General features: G+C 61.7%; 13 protein-coding genes. 9 read left to right on the plus strand and 4 right to left on the minus strand.

The genetic code is table 11. The features are described from left to right. Positions 1 to 25: 25 nt before the first annotated feature. Entirely contained in the window at positions 26 to 616 is a 591-nt protein-coding gene (locus EGN72_RS12545) for an HD family hydrolase (RefSeq protein WP_127048093.1), read from the plus strand. A 35-nt stretch (positions 617 to 651) separates the two neighbouring features. On the opposite strand, the gene EGN72_RS12550 is transcribed toward EGN72_RS12545, so the two are convergent. From EGN72_RS12550 to EGN72_RS12560, 3 genes are all read right to left on the minus strand, one after another. Then, on the minus strand, positions 652 to 966 hold the full coding sequence (locus EGN72_RS12550; RefSeq protein ID WP_127048095.1) for an H-NS family nucleoid-associated regulatory protein: 315 nt from the start codon (positions 964 to 966) through the stop codon (positions 652 to 654). A 135-nt stretch (positions 967 to 1,101) separates the two neighbouring features. After that, on the minus strand, positions 1,102 to 1,656 hold the full coding sequence (locus EGN72_RS12555) for an ActR/PrrA/RegA family redox response regulator transcription factor (protein ID WP_127048097.1): 555 nt from the start codon (positions 1,654 to 1,656) through the stop codon (positions 1,102 to 1,104). A gap of 66 nt (positions 1,657 to 1,722) precedes the next feature. After that, a complete protein-coding gene (locus EGN72_RS12560) occupies positions 1,723 to 2,337 on the minus strand; it encodes an SCO family protein (RefSeq protein ID WP_127048099.1) in 615 nt (204 codons plus the stop codon). 114 nt (positions 2,338 to 2,451) lie between these two features. Here EGN72_RS12560 and regB point away from each other — a divergent pair, with 114 nt between their 5' ends. The 8 genes from regB to trxA all read left to right on the plus strand — a co-directional run bounded on the left by regB (position 2,452) and on the right by trxA (position 14,459). Further along, a complete protein-coding gene (gene regB, locus EGN72_RS12565) occupies positions 2,452 to 3,843 on the plus strand; it encodes a sensor histidine kinase RegB (RefSeq protein ID WP_127048101.1) in 1,392 nt (463 codons plus the stop codon). A 139-nt stretch (positions 3,844 to 3,982) separates the two neighbouring features. Beyond that, entirely contained in the window at positions 3,983 to 5,584 is a 1,602-nt protein-coding gene (locus EGN72_RS12570) for a PAS-domain containing protein (protein ID WP_127048103.1), read from the plus strand. Between the two features lie 53 nt (positions 5,585 to 5,637). Next, positions 5,638 to 6,117 (plus strand): tRNA (adenosine(37)-N6)-threonylcarbamoyltransferase complex ATPase subunit type 1 TsaE, encoded by a 480-nt coding sequence (gene tsaE / locus EGN72_RS12575; RefSeq protein ID WP_127048105.1) that lies wholly within the window; start codon positions 5,638 to 5,640, stop codon positions 6,115 to 6,117. Further along, entirely contained in the window at positions 6,110 to 7,120 is a 1,011-nt protein-coding gene (locus EGN72_RS12580) for an aminoglycoside phosphotransferase family protein (protein ID WP_127048107.1), read from the plus strand. The genes tsaE and EGN72_RS12580 overlap by 8 nt, the downstream gene beginning before the upstream one ends. Beyond that, positions 7,096 to 7,803 carry a nucleotidyltransferase family protein gene (locus EGN72_RS12585; RefSeq protein WP_127048109.1) on the plus strand — a complete coding sequence of 236 codons (708 nt, stop codon included), beginning with the start codon at positions 7,096 to 7,098 and terminating at the stop codon, positions 7,801 to 7,803. The genes EGN72_RS12580 and EGN72_RS12585 overlap by 25 nt, the downstream gene beginning before the upstream one ends. Continuing rightward, entirely contained in the window at positions 7,793 to 10,729 is a 2,937-nt protein-coding gene (gene addB, locus EGN72_RS12590) for a double-strand break repair protein AddB (protein WP_127048111.1), read from the plus strand. Before EGN72_RS12585 ends, addB begins: the two co-directional genes overlap by 11 nt. Then, positions 10,726 to 14,079: a double-strand break repair helicase AddA gene (gene addA / locus EGN72_RS12595; protein ID WP_127048113.1), complete on the plus strand. Its 3,354-nt coding sequence runs from the start codon at positions 10,726 to 10,728 to the stop codon at positions 14,077 to 14,079. The genes addB and addA overlap by 4 nt, the downstream gene beginning before the upstream one ends. Positions 14,080 to 14,138: 59 nt before the next feature. After that, positions 14,139 to 14,459, plus strand: a complete 321-nt coding sequence (trxA, locus tag EGN72_RS12600; protein WP_127048115.1) for a thioredoxin — start codon at positions 14,139 to 14,141, stop codon at positions 14,457 to 14,459. Between the two features lie 63 nt (positions 14,460 to 14,522). On the opposite strand, the gene EGN72_RS12605 is transcribed toward trxA, so the two are convergent. Beyond that, positions 14,523 to 15,422, minus strand: a complete 900-nt coding sequence (locus EGN72_RS12605; protein ID WP_127048117.1) for a hypothetical protein — start codon at positions 15,420 to 15,422, stop codon at positions 14,523 to 14,525. Positions 15,423 to 15,426: the final 4 nt, after the last annotated feature.

The raw sequence follows: 15,426 nt of genomic DNA on the forward strand, positions 1-15,426 counted from the left end.
TAATGGCAGAAATGGGAACAATTCGATGAAACAGGCACGGGCATGGCAACGGATGCTTTCGGGGCGCAGGTTGGACCTGCTGGACCCGACGCCGGTGGATATCGAAATTGAGGATATCGCGCATGGCTTGGCCTTTGTGGCGCGCTGGAATGGGCAAACTGTGGGGGATTGGCCCTATTCGGTGGCCGAACATTCGCTGCTGGTCGAGGAGATTTTCACGCGCGCCCATCCGGCGGAGGCGGCGCGCTGGCAATTGGCCGCGCTTTTGCATGATGCGCCGGAATATGTGATCGGTGACATGATCAGCCCGGTCAAGGCCGCCGTGGGGCCGGGTTATGGCGCGCTGGATGAGCGGTTGACTGCGGCGATCCACATCCGCTTTGGCCTGCCTGCCGTTTTACCGCCCGCGATAAAAAAGGCGATCAAGGCGGCGGACAAGGTTTCTGCCTGGATGGAGGCGGTGCATATCGCGGGGTTCACACAAGCAGAAGCAGACAAGCTTTTTGGCAAGCCCGCGCCCGCGCTGATCCAGAACCTGACCATTCAGCTTCGGCCCCCGATGCCTGTGCGCGCCGCTTTTGTGGAACGGCACGCACAGCTTTTAAGCCAGATGTAGCGAAAAAATAAACGCTGCCCGGTGGGCTAACAATTTCAAATCGTTAAATCATCCGGCGATTTACCCGCAGCCAATGCTGCGGCAAACCAACGCGGTTTGCGCCCGCGGCCTGACCATGTTTCGGTTTTATCCGCCGGGTTTGCATATTTCGCGACAGCCGGGGCGCGTTTGCGCGTCACAGAAACGCTCGTCAATTCGGACAGAGAAAATCCAAACTCTTTGGCTTTTTCTTCCAGCTCTGCGAGCGCTTCTTTTTTCCGGCGGTCTTCAAAATTTGCAATGGCCTTTGAAACCCGGGTTTGCAGGTTTCGCAGGTCATTGAGTGAGAGTGCATTAAGATCAATTTCCAAATCCGGGTCCCTTTCTTCATTGGAACCCGCAAAATACAGGAAATCATTAACTCTCGCAATGAGGCCCGGCTCAATTGGGCGCGATAAAGCCTATTTGGCATTATCGGGTCAAAACCGTTTTGTGGCGCGGGACAATCAGCGTGGGCTGCGTTTGGCCAGAATACGCTGCAAGGTGCGGCGGTGCATGTTCAGACGTCGGGCCGTTTCGGACACGTTGCGATCGCACATTTCATAAACGCGTTGAATATGTTCCCAGCGCACGCGGTCGGCTGACATCGGGTTTTCCGGCGGGGGTGGCAGGGCATCGCCGCGTGCCAGTAGCGCATTGGTCACTTCATTCGCGTCAGCCGGTTTCGACAAGTAATCCGTCGCGCCGATTTTCACAGCGGCCACGGCTGTTGCGATGGCACCATAGCCAGTCAGCACCACAATGCGGCAATCGGGGCGCTTTTCGCGCAGCACCTCGACCACATCGAGCCCGTTACCATCCTCCAGCCGCAAATCCACCACGGCAAAGGCCGGGGGGCGGGCCTGCGCAATCGCCTTGCCCATCGCCACGGTTTCCGCCGTTTCCGGAATAAAACCACGCTTTTCCATGGCTTTGGCCAGACGTTTCAGAAAGGGTTCGTCATCATCTACCAAAAGAAGCGAACGGTCGGGCCCTATTTCTGCGCCAAGATCTTCGGACATTTCAAATCCTTCTTTCTTTGTATTCTTATCTAGGGCTTGTCGCAGACTATCAAGTCACCTTGGGAATTATCGCGCCGCAACGAAACAGGCGACCGATGCGGCCATTTCATCTGGCGTCACCTCACGTTTGAAAAACTCGGCAAAGCCGGTGCCTGGCAACATCAGATAGGTGAAGGTGGAATGATCGACGAGGTAATATTCATCCTCGGCCGGTTGCGCCTTGAAATAGGTTTTATAGGCGAGCGAGGCGGCTTTTACCTGTTCTTCGCTGCCAGTCAGGGCGATCATCTTGGGGTGCATGATTTCGGCATATTCGGCCATCACCTCGGTCGTGTCGCGCTTGGGGTCGATGGTGATGAAAACGGGCGTTGCATCAATGCCCATTTCTTCAAGGATATCCACGGCCTCGGCGTTACGGGTATTATCCAGCGGGCAAACATCGGGGCAGAAGGTATAGCCAAAGTATACCAGGCTTGGCTTGGTAATCACGTCAGCATCGGTGACGGTTTCACCCTTTTGGTTGACCAGAGTGAACGGCCCGCCAATCGCGCCCCCGGCGACCTGACCGGCGCGGCATTGGGCGAAGGGGTCAGAGGATTGGTTGCTGTAAACCCAATAGGCCGACCCACCGATCAGCGCGGCCACCACAGCGACCGCAGCGCCTGCATAAAGTTTGATCATCTGCATCTCCTCGGGCTTGGACGCCGGTTTTCGCGCGGGTCCGGTTTCCGTTGAAACCCTGTCATCCGCTGCGTATCAGTTGAAATAGTCCTTTTGCACTTTAGAGGCAATGCAATGATCTTTATCGAACCCGGCCCCAGCCCGTTTCCGCGCGATGTCGGGCGCAACCAGTTGCGGCTGCGGACGCTGATCTTGCTGCGTTGGATGGCGATTGCGGGGCAATTGGCCGCCATCACTATCGCCTATTTTTACTTTGATCTGATGCTGCCGCTGGGGCTGTGCTATCTTGTGGTAGGGGCCTCGGTGATCGCCAATCTGGTCTCGGCCACCATCTTTCCGGAAAACCGGCGGCTTTCTGAGATGGAAGCGATGGTGGTGCTGCTGTTCGATCTGGCGCAGCTTTCCTTCCTGCTTTACCTGACCGGCGGGCTGACGAACCCTTTTGCCTCGTTGATCATTGCGCCGGTCATCATTTCGGCTTCGGCGCTGCGGGTGCGGACAACGGTTGTGCTGGGCTTCATGGCGATCTGGTTGATCAGCCTTGCCGCGATTTTCAACTTTCCGCTGCATTTTGCCGATGGCTCCATGCTGTCGGTGCCGCGCTTGCTGGAGTTTGGGCTGTGGCTGTCGGTGGTCATCGGGATCTTGTTTCTGGGCCTGTATTCGCACCGGGTGTCGTCGGAAATTCAGTCAATGTCCGATGCGCTTTTGGCCACGCAGATGGCATTGGCGCGGGAACAGAAGCTGACCGATCTGGGTGGGGTGGTCGCCGCCGCCGCGCATGAGTTGGGCACGCCGCTGGCCACGATCAAGCTGGTCAGTGCCGAGTTGATCGAGGAACTGGCCGACAGTCCCGAACTGCGCGACGATGCGCAATTGATCAAGGATCAGGCCGACCGCTGCCGCGATATTCTGCGATCCATGGGGCGGGCGGGCAAAAGCGATCTGCATCTGCAACGCGCCCCGCTTGAAACGGTGTTGCGAGAGGCGGCAGAGCCGCATCTGGACCGTGGCAAATCAGTGATCTTCAAGCTGCAGCCCTTGCAAGGCGGGACGGACCAGCAGCCCACCATTTTCCGCAAGCCCGAGTTGATCCATGGCATGCGCAACCTGATCCAGAACGCGGTGGATTTTTCCCAAAGCCGGGTCTGGGTGGATGCGGAATGGGGGCCAGAGGTGTTGACGGTGCGCGTGGTGGATGATGGCGAAGGCTATCCCAGCCATATCCTCGGCCGGATTGGCGACCCCTTTGTCACCAAGCGCAACGCGCCCCGGCAAAACCAAAGGCCGGAATATGAAGGCATGGGGCTTGGCCTGTTTATCGCCAAGACCTTGCTGGAACGGTCGGGGGCAGAGCTTTCCTTTGCCAATGGCACCGACCCGTTCCTGACCTCCAGCGAAAAGCCGGACCGCTGCGGCGCGATTGTCGAGGTGATCTGGCCTTTGGAAAAGATCGTCGCTCCCGATCAGGGCAGCCTCGGAGAGAACCTGCCCATCGCGCATTGACCGAAGGCCGCGCCGGCAGCGGGCCACAGTAGCGAAAAATCTATGAAAATGACGCGCTTTCTACGGCGCAGTTAACGTCACATTAACAAAATCCCCTTCTGGTTGTGGTTGAAACCGGAAGCATCGCCGAGGGGAAATTGTGACGTTTGATCCGCTATTGGCCTCGGGCCTGCTTGTGACAGGGGTTTTGTCGGCACTGGTGGGCGTTTTGTTCCTTGCTGCGCTTCAGAAAAAGCCAGCCATCGGGCGCGCATCGATTTTTGTGGAAGGCGGCAATACGGCAGAATATCTGTTTGATGGCGAGGTGTTGGTTGATGCAACCCCCACGGCGCGCAGCTTGTTGCCTTCATCTTGTCGGCGGGGGGCGGCGGTTTGGCCCGGCCTGCTGAACTATCTGGAACACCGCTTTCCCGGCGCAAGCGCGCGCATTGCCAACCTGCTGACCGAGGGCACGCTGGTGATGAGCACGGATCAGGACGGAGACTCCAACCCCTTGCTGTTGCGGGCCGAGATCAGGGGCGGGCTGACCCGGATCACGATCATGGATGCAGAAACCAGTCAGGCCCTGCGCGGGATGGACCCGCTGACCCGCCGCGCCATCCGCGAAGAGTTGGAGCAATTGCGCCAAATCTCGGCCATGGCACCGCTGCCGATCTGGCGTGAATCTTTGACGGGCGATGTGATCTGGGCGAATGCCTGCTACCTTGATCTCGCTGCCGAACATCTGGGCGAGGAGGAGGATCTGACATGGCCGCTGCCCAAGCTGTTCGACCCATTGCCAGAAAGTGATACAGACAAAGCGGCAAGCAATGGGCAAAGGCAAAAGCTGACGCTGCGCAGCACCGGGCAGAATCGTTGGTTTGATCTGCGCGGCTATGCCGAGGGCAAAACCCGCCATGTCTACGCTCTGCCCATCGACGAAGCAGTCAAGGCCGAGGAAGGGTTGCGCGCCTTCATGCAGACGCTGACGAAAACCTTTGCACATCTGTCCACCGGGCTTGCGATATTCGATCAGGGGCGCAAACTGGTTCTGTTCAACCCCGCCTTGATGGACCTGACGGGCCTGCCGCCGGAACTGCTGATCCGCCGCCCCTCGCTGCCCGCCTTTTTCGACGCCATGCGCGAGAAATCCATGATCCCGGAACCGCGCAATTATAAAAGCTGGCGCAACCAGATCACCGATATCGAGGAGGCCGCCGCCAATGGGCTATATGAAGAAACCTGGAGCCTGCCCAGCGGCCAGACCTATCGCGTAACGGGGCGGCCACATCCGAACGGGGCGCTGGCTTTGTCATTCGAAGATATTTCCACCGAAATGTCGCAAACCCGGCGCTACCGTGCGGATCTGGAGCTTGGGCAAGCGGTGATTGATGCGGTGGATGCGGCGATTGCGGTGTTTTCCGCCTCGGGTGTGCTTGTGATGTCCAACGCGGCCTATGCAAAGCTTTGGGGCCATGACCCCGCGGCCAGCCTTGGGGGGGAGGGCACGATTTCCATGCTGTGCAACTATTGGCGCACGGCCACGGCCCCTACGGCGCTGTGGGACCGGGTGGAGGATTACTCGACCCAGCTTGGCGAGCGCAGCAGTTGGCAAGACCCGGCCTGGTTCCCCGATGGACGCAGGATCACTTGCCAGTTTTCGCCGCTGGCAGGCGGGGCCACGATGGCAACCTTCCGGCTGGAAGCTGTTGATCCACAAGCACAAGAGGGTTCGGTTTCGCAGGCGCGCAAATTGGCCTGACCACAGGGGGCTTCGCCCTTGCGCCGGGCGATGTGGCGCGTAAAACTGCACCCATGTCATCCCAGCCGCCCTTGTCCCTTTTCCTTGCTGACGAAAGCGCCTCAACCCGGTTGGGGGCGGTGCTGGCGGATGTGTTGCAACCCGGCGATGCGGTGTTGCTGCGCGGCGGCATCGGTGCGGGCAAGACCCATCTGGCGCGGGCCTTCATTCAGCATCGGCTTGGCCGGATGGAGGATGTGCCCTCCCCCAGTTTCACGCTGGTGCAAACCTATGACGCGGCAGGGGCCGAGATCTGGCACGCCGATCTTTACCGCTTGTCGCACCCGGATGAGGTGATGGAACTGGGGCTTGATGCCGCTTTTGACAGCGCGATTTGCCTTGTGGAATGGCCCGACAGATTGGGCGATCTGGCCCCGGCGACCGCGCTGAACATCGCGCTTTCCCCCAGCGGCGACGGAAGGCTGGCCGCGTGCAGCGGCGGGCGGCCCGGATTACTGGCGGCGATCAGCGCTGCATGGGGGCAAGATGACTGACCGCGCGGCCGCATCGCGGCAGTTCTTGCAACAGGCAGGCTGGGGCGATGCCGAGCGCCGCTTTCTGGCGGGTGATGCGTCTGACCGCAGCTATGACAGGCTGCACCGTGCCGGCGAAAGCGCCGTTTTGATGGATGCGCCACCCGGCAAAGGCGACGACCCCAAGGATTTCATCGCGATTGGCGCGCATCTGAACACGCTTGGCCTGTCGGCCCCGCGCATCCTTGCCAAGGATCTGGCACAGGGGTTCCTGCTGATTGAAGATTTGGGCGATGGCATTTTCGCCCGTCTGATCGCGGGTGACGCTAGCCAAGAAGCCACGCTTTACGCCGCCGCCACCGATGTTTTGCTGCATATTCAATCCCATCCCGCGCCGCCCGCCCTGCCGGACCTGAGCGCGCGGGACTGGGCGCAGGCCGCCGCCTTCGCGCTGGATTGGTATCGGTTCGGCATTACCGGGGCGCGGACTGAAACGGATGTTTTTGTCGACATCCTGAACGGGCTGCTGCGTCGCCATGCCGATGGCCCGCGTGTGTTGATCCTGCGGGATTACCATGCCGAAAACCTGTTGTGGTTGCCGGGGCGCGCGAGTCTGGCGCGGGTTGGGTTGCTGGATTTCCAGCTTGGCCAGATGGGCCAGCCCGCCTATGATCTTGTGTCGCTGTTGCAAGACGCCCGCCGCGATGTCAGCCCAGAGGTTGAGGCCGCGATGATCCAGCGCTTTCAAGCGGCACGGCCCAGCCCTGAATTTGAGGCCAGCTATGCCGTGATCGGTGCCCAGCGCGCCTTGCGGATTCTGGGGATTTTCGCGCGGCTTTGCATGGTGGCGGGCAAGCCGCAGTATCTGGCGCTGGTGCCGCGGGTCTGGGGCCAGTTGCAGCGCAATCTGGCACATCCGTCGCTGTCGCCGCTTGCCGAATATTGCGCCCAGACCTTGCCGGAACCGACCCCCGACGCCCTTGAAAGGATTGCCGCCGAATGCGCGAAACACCGGATGCCGTAATGCTGTTTGCTGCCGGGTTCGGCACGCGGATGGGCGCTTTGACGGCCAATCGGCCAAAGCCCTTGATCGAGGTGGGCGGCAAGGCCTTGCTGGATCATGCGCTGGCGCAGGTGCGGGGCGCGGGCCTGTCGCGGATTGTGGTGAACACGCATTACCACGCCGACCAGATCGCCGCACATGTGCAGAGCCAGCGCGATGTTCAGCTTTCGCCAGAGCCTGACCTTATTCTGGAAACCGGCGGCGGGTTGCGAGCGGCCTTGCCTTTGCTGGGGGCTGGGCCGGTGTTCACGCTGAACACCGATGCCGTCTGGACGGGGGCGAACCCGCTGAAAACACTGGCGCAGGCGTGGGACGCGGGGCGGATGGATGCGCTTTTGCTGCTGGCCCCGCCGGACCGGATTGTCGGGTTTCGTGGCACGGGCGACTTTATGCTTGGTGCCGATGGCCGGATTGAACGCGCCAAGGGGCGGGCCGGTTTGGCCTATCTGGGCGCGCAGATTTTGCTGCCGAAAGGGATTGAGGATATTGCCGAACCGGCCTTTTCGCTGAACCTGCTGTGGGACCGGATGATCGCTGAAGGCCGCGCCTTTGGTGTGCTGCATCCCGGCGGCTGGTGCGATGTTGGCCGCCCCGAAGGCATTCCCGAGGCCGAAGACCTGTTGCGGGGTGCGCATGTTTCCTGACCCTCGTCCGCATGTGTTTGCCATGCCCCCCGGTGCCGATTTTCCCGCGCAATTGGTGCAGGGGTTGAAAAGCCGCATGGCGGGGCAACCGCCCGAGGCGATGGCCCGCGTGACGCTTTACGTCAACACCACGCGGATGAAGCGCCGGATCACCGAGATTTTCGTGGCTGGGGGTGCAAGCTTTTTGCCGCGCATCCGGTTGGTCACCGACCTTGCCGATACGCATCCGGCGGCGGGCCTGCCCCCTGCGGTATCGCCTTTGCGGCAACGACTGACGCTGGCGCAACTGATTGAACAATTGCTGCAACAGCAACCCGATCTGGCCCCACGCGCCGCGCTTTATGATCTGGCCGACAGCCTTGCCACCTTGCTGGATGAGATGCAGGGCGAAGGCGTTTCGCCCGATGTCATCGCCGGGCTGGATGTGGCCAACCATTCCGCCCATTGGGCGCGCACCCGTGCTTTCATGGCCATCGTGGCGCAATTGCTGCAAGACCTTGCGCAACCCGACAGCCAGACCCGGCAGCGCAAACTGGTCGAGGCGATCGCCGCCTTGTGGGATGCCTCGCCCCCCCTTGATCCGATTATCGTTGCAGGCTCTACCGGGTCGCGCGGCACGACGGCGCTGTTCATGCAGGCGGTGGCGCGGTTGCCGCAGGGCGCGATTATCCTGCCGGGGTTTGATTTTGACATGCCCGCGCCGATCTGGGACGGGCTGGCAGACGCGATGACCGCCGAAGACCATCCGCAATACCGGTTCTTCAAACTGGCGCGGCAACTGGGCATCACCCCGGCAGATGTGGCCCCTTGGGTTGACCACAGCGCGCCCAATCCGGCGCGGGCGCGCTTGGTATCACTGTCGCTGCGCCCGGCCCCGGTGACGGACCAATGGTTGACCGAAGGCAAGCACCTTCCCGATCTGGTGCAGGCCTGTGCCGAAATGACGCTGATCGAGGCGCAAACCCCAAGGGCCGAGGCGCTGGCGATTGCGCTGATCCTGCGCGATGCGGCAGAGCGGGGGGTGACGGCGGCGCTGATCTCGCCCGACCGGGGGCTGACGCGGCAGGTCACTTCGGCGCTGGATCGCTGGGGCATTGTGCCGGACGATTCCGCGGGGCGGCCTTTGGCGCTGTCGGCGCCGGGGCGGTTCATGCGGCATGTGCTGGGGCTGTTTGAAGATCGGCTGACCGCCGAGGCGCTGTTGATCTTGTTGAAACATCCGCTGACGGCTTCGGGCGGGCCACGGGGGCCGCATTTGCTGTTCACCCGCAATCTGGAACTGAAGCTGCGCCGCTATGGGCCTGCCTTTCCGACCGGTGCGGATTTGATCGCTTGGGCAGGGGCAGAGAAGGACGCGGCGGTTTTGCCTTGGGCGCAGTGGTTGGCGGGGCTGCTGGATGGCATTGCGCTGGGCGCTGTGATGCCCTTGGCCGACCATATCGCGCGGCATCGGGCGCTGGCCGAGGCTCTGGCGCTTGGCCCTGCGGCATTGGCCACAGATAGCGAGTTGTGGCGCAAGGAGGCAGGTGAAGCCGCGCTGAAAATGCTGGTGGAGCTGGAGTCAGAGGCCAGCTATGGCGGCATCATGACCGCCAGTGATTACCGCCATCTGTTTGAGGCACTGTTGAACCGGGGCGAGGTGCGGGAAACCGTGCAGGCGCATCCGCGCATCATGATCTGGGGCACGCTGGAGGCACGGGTGCAAGGTGCGGAACTGGTGGTTCTGGGGGGGTTGAACGATGGTATCTGGCCACAACTGCCACCGCCCGACCCGTGGATGAACCGCGCGATGCGGATGGAGGCGGGCTTGCTGCTGCCCGAACGGCGGATCGGGCTTTCGGCGCATGATTACCAGCAAGCGGTTTGCGCGCCGCAGGTGGTGATCAGCCGGGCCGTGCGCAACGCAGAGGCGGAAACAGTGCCTTCGCGCTGGTTGAACAGATTGACGAACCTGTTGGGTGGGTTGCCCGATCAAGGTGGTGCCGCGGCATTGAAGGCGATGCGCGCACGCGGGCAGGCCTGGCTTGCGCTGGCCGAAGCCTCGGAGCGGCCCGACCCGGTGGTGCCCAGCGCCAAGCGCCCTGCCCCGCGCCCCCCCGTTGCGGCGCGACCCGACAAACTGGCGGTGACGGGTATCAAGACGCTGCTGCGCGACCCTTATGCGATTTACGCGCGTTATATCCTGCGGCTGTTCAAGCTGAACCCGCTGCGGCCATCGCCCGATGCCCTGCTGCGGGGGTCAGTGTTGCACAAGGTGTTGGAGAATTTCACCAAATCGCGGCCAGAGGGCGAAACCCGAGAGGCGGCGCGCGCGCGGCTGATCGCCGAGGCGACCGCCGTTCTGACGCAAGAGGTGCCTTGGCCCGCCGCGCGCGCGCTGTGGATGTCGCGCCTGCACCGGGCCGCCGATTTCTTTTTGGCGACCGAGGCTGATCTGGGCGGCGTGCCGGTTGTGGTGGAAAAGCAAGGCGCGGCCCCACTGACCGGCCTGCCCTTCACGCTGACCGCCAAGCCTGACCGGATTGATGCGCTGCCGGATGGGCGGGTGCATATATTCGACTATAAAACCGGAAGCCCGCCGACCAAAGATCAACAGGCGTTTTTCGACAAACAGCTTTTGCTGGAGGCGGCGATGGTCACACGCGGCGCTTTTGCAGCACTTGATGGCCCGCGAGAGGTGTCTGGCATCACCTATATCGGCCTCGGTTCAAGCCCAAAACGTGAAACGACGACCCCGGATGAGGCCATGTTGGGCAAGGTTTGGGAAGAATTGCACCACCTTATCAGCAGCTATATGGACCCGTCGCGCGGCTATGTTTCACGGCGCGCGATGCATGGAGAGCGGTTTCCCGGTGACTATGACCACCTTGCCCGGTTTGGCGAATGGGAAATGACGGATGTGCCCAACCCCGAGGATGTGACATGAGACGCGACGCAGCCTCGGAACGGCAGGTGCAATCGGCAAACCCGCGCGCCTCGACATGGTTGTCGGCGAACGCGGGCTCCGGCAAGACGCGGGTGTTGACGGACCGGGTGGCGCGGATGCTGCTGTCGGGCGTCGATCCGGGGCGGATTTTGTGCCTGACCTATACAAAGGCAGCGGCGTCCGAGATGCAGAACCGCTTGTTCAAACGCCTGGGCGAATGGGCGATGAAAGAGGATGCCGCCTTGCGGCAGGCCCTGGGCGAATTGGGCGTTGACGATGCGGTTGATGCGGCCCGTCTGGCGCGGGCGCGGCAGTTGTTTGCCCGCGCGATTGAAACGCCGGGCGGATTGCGGATTCAAACCATCCACTCGTTTTGTGCGTCCTTGTTGCGGCGCTTTCCACTGGAGGCGAAGGTTTCACCGCAGTTCACCGAAATGGACGACCGGGCCAGCGCCTTGCTGCGCGAAGAGATTGTCGATGAGCTGGCAGACAGCATCGCGCCGGAGGTGATCGGCGCTTTGGCAGGGGCCTATACCGGCGAGGATTTCGATGCCTTTTCGGATGAGGTGGCCGGGCGGCGCGGCGATTTCGGAACGTTCCTGAGCGAGGCAGAGTGTTTTGCCTTGTTCGACGTGCCAGAGGGCCAGACCGAGGACGCGATTTTGGCGCAGGTGTTTCTGGGCGGCGAGTCGGAATGGCTGGCGGAGGCGACCGCGATCATCGCCACCGGCACCACCAATGATGTGAAAGCGGCGGAGAAGCTGCGCGCGCTGGATTTTGGGCGCATGGATATGGCGCTTTTGTCCGGGCTTGAAGGGATTTTGCTGACAGGTCCGGGCGCGAAAGAGCCATTTACCGCCAAGTTAGGCTCTTTCCCAACCAAGGGCACGCAGACAAAGCTGGGGGATTTGCTGAACCGGCTGGAAGATCTGATGCGCCGGGTTGAGGCAGCGCGGGCGGCGCGGCTTGCGCTGTCCGCCGCGCGGCGCACCGCTGTTTTGCACCGCTTTGCCGCTGTGTTTTTGCCGATTTACAAGGCCCGCAAGGATGCGCGGGGCTGGCTGGATTTTGATGATCTGATCACCGCGGCCAAGGGGTTGCTGACCGATCCAGCGGTGGCGCAATGGGTCTTGTTCCGGCTGGATGGCGGGATTGACCATATCCTTGTTGACGAGGCGCAAGATACCAGCCCCGACCAGTGGCGGGTGATCGAATTGCTGGCGGATGAGTTTACCTCGGGCCGCAGCGCACGTGAGGAACCGCGCACGATTTTCGTGGTGGGGGATAAGAAACAGTCGATCTATTCCTTTCAGGGTGCCGATGTCGCGGCTTTTGATGAAAAGCGCGATCTGTTCCGCGCCAAGCTGGAACAGGTGCAAACCCCGCTGCAAGAGTTGCAGTTGGAGCATTCCTTCCGCTCCTCTCATACGGTTTTGCGGCTAGTTGACCTGACCTTTGATGAACGCCGCCAAAAGGGGTTGGGCGGCGAGGTCAAGCACATCGCCTTTTCGCCGGATATGCCGGGGCGGGTGGAGGTGTGGCCGGTGATCGAGCGGCAGACGAACCCGAAGCCAGAGAATTGGTATGACCCGGTTGACCTGATTTCCGAGGAGCATCACGCGGCGAAGCTGGGCCGCAAAGTGGCCGAGACGATCAAGGCGCTGATTGACCGGGGCACACAAATCCCGATCAAGGGCGGGGCGGAAAGCCGGGCCGTGCATGCCGGGGATTTTCTGATCCTTGTGCGCAGGCGATCCGAGATTTTCAGCGAGATCATTCAGGCCTGCAAGACTGCGGGCTTGCCGATTGCGGGGGCGGATCGGCTGAAACTGGGCGCGGAACTTGCGGTGCGCGATCTGGCGGCGCTGTTGGCCTTCCTTGCCACGCCCGAGGATGATCTGTCGCTGGCCGCCTGCTTGCGCAGCCCGTTGTTTGGCTGGACGGAACAGCAGCTTTACGCACTGGCGCAGCCGCGCAAAGGCTATTTGTGGCGGGCGCTAGAAAACGATGCGGCACATGTCGAAACAGTCTCTATCTTGCAGGATTTGCGGGATCAGGCGGATTTCATGCGCCCCTATGATCTGATCGAACGCATGCTGACCCGGCATGATGGCCGCCGCAAATTGTTGGCGCGTTTGGGGGCCGAGGCCGAGGATGGGATTGACGAACTGCTGTCGCAGGCGCTGGCCTATGAACGCAATGATGTGCCCAGCCTGACCGGGTTTCTGGGCTGGTTAGAGACGGATGACGTTGAGGTAAAGCGCCAGATGGACAGCGCGGGCGACCGTATCCGCGTGATGACAGTGCATGGCGCAAAGGGCTTGGAAGCCCCGATCGTGATCTTGCCCGATACCGCGCAATACAACGCCCGCGAACGAAATGAGCTGTTCGTGCTGCCGCAGGGCGCGGTGTGGAAAGTCAGCAAATCAGACAGCCCGGAGCTGATTGCCCAAGCCCGCGCCGCCAAGAAAGCGCGCGACGAGGCAGAGGCGATGCGCCTGCTGTATGTGGCGATGACCCGCGCGCAAAGCTGGCTGATCGTGGCAGCAGCGGGGGAGATTGGCGCAGATCGCAGCGACGAAGATGCGCCCGGCGTGGTCTGGTATCGGCTGATCCAAGAGGCGATGACGGCGGCAGGCGCGGTGGCGGGGCCCGATGGCAGCCTTGTGCTGGCCGAGGGTGATTGGCCGCCCGATCTGGGGGTGCAACCGCGCAAAACCGTTGCGGCCAAGGCGCTACCCGCCTGGGTTTCCGCCCCCGCGCCCGATGCGCCGCGCCCTGTGCAGCCGCGCAATCCTTCGGATCTGGGCGGGGCCAAGGCGCTTGCAGGCGATTACACCACCGATGATGACAACCGCGCGGCGATGGATCGCGGCACGCAGGTGCATTTGTTGCTGGAACATCTGCCGAACCATCCGCAGGAAAGCTGGCCCGCGCTGGCCGACGCGATGCTGCAAGGCAGCCCCGACAGCGCCGCCCTGTTGGCCGAGGCGCGCGCGGTGTTGACACAACCTGCTTTCAGCGCGCTATTCGCCCCCGGCACCTTGGCCGAGGCACCGATTACCGCCGATCTGAACGGCACGCCGATGGTCGGCACCATTGACAGGCTTGTCATCACCGAAACTTCGGTTCTGGCGGTGGATTTCAAATCCAATCTGATCGTGCCGCAAAGCGTGGCCGAGGTGCCCGAAGGCCTGTTGCGCCAGATGGCGGCCTATCATTCGGCGCTGTGCCAGATTTACCCCAACCGCGCGGTAGAGGTGGCGCTGTTGTGGACCCACTCGGCGCAACTGATGCCACTGGATCGCGATATAGTGAGGTCAGCCCTTGCGCGCACTACACTCCCTTGACGTTACTGGGGCGCGCCCTTACCTTCGATAGCAACACATTCCAATCAGGAGATATGTCCATGGCCACCACCGCCGTCACCGACGCAACTTTCGACGCCGAAGTTCGCAAATCGGATATTCCCGTCGTCGTCGATTTTTGGGCTGAATGGTGTGGCCCCTGCCGCCAGATCGGCCCCGCTCTTGAAGAGCTTTCGGCCGAATATGAGGGCAAAGTGAAGATCGTGAAGATCAACGTCGACGAAAACCCCAACAGCCCGGCAGAGCTGGGTGTGCGCGGCATTCCGGCGCTGTTCCTTTTCAAGGACGGTCAGGTTGTGTCGAACAAAGTCGGCGCGGCCCCGAAGGCAGCGCTGGCGACCTGGATTGCCTCGGCGGTTTGATCTTGCCTAACGTTGAGAAAAGGGCGGCCTTCGGGCCGCCTTTTTGCGTTTCATCGGCCTAATTCACACCGGCCAGCCACACGCCCGCATCCGCGCCAAAATCTGCGCCTCTGCATCTTCGGCACCGCCGTTGATCATATGGGATTTGAAAAACCAATAGAGGTAGGGAACAAAAGGCGCGCGGGCCTCCATCTGTGCGAAAGCCGCCGCCACCCCGTCCCGCGCGACCGAGCCCGCGATATGATGGAAATCTATGCCCGCAAACAGCACCGCCGGCTTTTTGGCAAAGAAGCCCGACAGCGCCACGGAGGAGTTTTGCGTCACTACATAATCACAACGCCACAACAATTCCCGCGCATCTGCCTTGATCAGTTGAAACCGTGGAAAGCGCTGCGAAACCGTCTCTAACATGGCGAAATCTTCGGGGTCATAGATCTCTTTCGGGTGCAAGGTGGCGCGGATTTCACGCTTTGGGTCGGCCTGCAAACACGCCTCGATCATGGCTTTCGGGCTCATGGTTTGAAAAGAGCGGTGATCGCGCAGCCGCCCTTGCAACGGCATGAAGATAAACCCCTCTTGGCTGCGCGCGCCCTCTCCCAACAGTCGTTTGCGCCAACGCCGGAAAAAGGGCTGCGCCTCCTCCAGATCAACAAGGCTTCGGTCAAACCGTTCCCGCGCGATGCTGAAATTCCAGCGCTCATTCGTCGCCTCGATCTGCCAGAACGGGTAAGTATAGGCCCGGCGCAGGGTCAGCACATTCGGCGCGTTGGGTTCCTGCATGTGAAACAGATGCAAATCCGGCCCCGGCACGGCGCGGGCGCGTTCTTCGGGCGTGTCGCCGTGATAGGCCATGCCATAGCCCGCCTGCCCCACCGCCGCCCCGATCCGGTTGATGATGTTGACCTTGCCCTGCATCGCATCATCCCGCATTTGCGGCGGCAGGTAGACATGCAGGTTTGGCATCGGG

Origin of the sequence: Pseudorhodobacter sp. E13 (assembly GCF_003991405.1) — a bacterium.
Lineage (GTDB): Bacteria > Pseudomonadota > Alphaproteobacteria > Rhodobacterales > Rhodobacteraceae > Pseudorhodobacter.

Coding starts and splice junctions, on each gene's coding strand:
- EGN72_RS12560 (WP_127048099.1), bottom strand. CDS start 2,337: ATGATCAAACTTTATGCAGGCGCTGCGGTCGCTGTGGTGGCCGCGCTG.
- regB (WP_127048101.1), top strand. CDS start 2,452: ATGATCTTTATCGAACCCGGCCCCAGCCCGTTTCCGCGCGATGTCGGG.
- EGN72_RS12555 (WP_127048097.1), bottom strand. CDS start 1,656: ATGTCCGAAGATCTTGGCGCAGAAATAGGGCCCGACCGTTCGCTTCTT.
- tsaE (WP_127048105.1), top strand. CDS start 5,638: ATGTCATCCCAGCCGCCCTTGTCCCTTTTCCTTGCTGACGAAAGCGCC.
- addB (WP_127048111.1), top strand. CDS start 7,793: ATGTTTCCTGACCCTCGTCCGCATGTGTTTGCCATGCCCCCCGGTGCC.
- EGN72_RS12585 (WP_127048109.1), top strand. CDS start 7,096: ATGCGCGAAACACCGGATGCCGTAATGCTGTTTGCTGCCGGGTTCGGC.
- EGN72_RS12580 (WP_127048107.1), top strand. CDS start 6,110: ATGACTGACCGCGCGGCCGCATCGCGGCAGTTCTTGCAACAGGCAGGC.
- trxA (WP_127048115.1), top strand. CDS start 14,139: ATGGCCACCACCGCCGTCACCGACGCAACTTTCGACGCCGAAGTTCGC.
- EGN72_RS12545 (WP_127048093.1), top strand. CDS start 26: ATGAAACAGGCACGGGCATGGCAACGGATGCTTTCGGGGCGCAGGTTG.
- EGN72_RS12605 (WP_127048117.1), bottom strand. CDS start 15,422: ATGCCAAACCTGCATGTCTACCTGCCGCCGCAAATGCGGGATGATGCG.
- addA (WP_127048113.1), top strand. CDS start 10,726: ATGAGACGCGACGCAGCCTCGGAACGGCAGGTGCAATCGGCAAACCCG.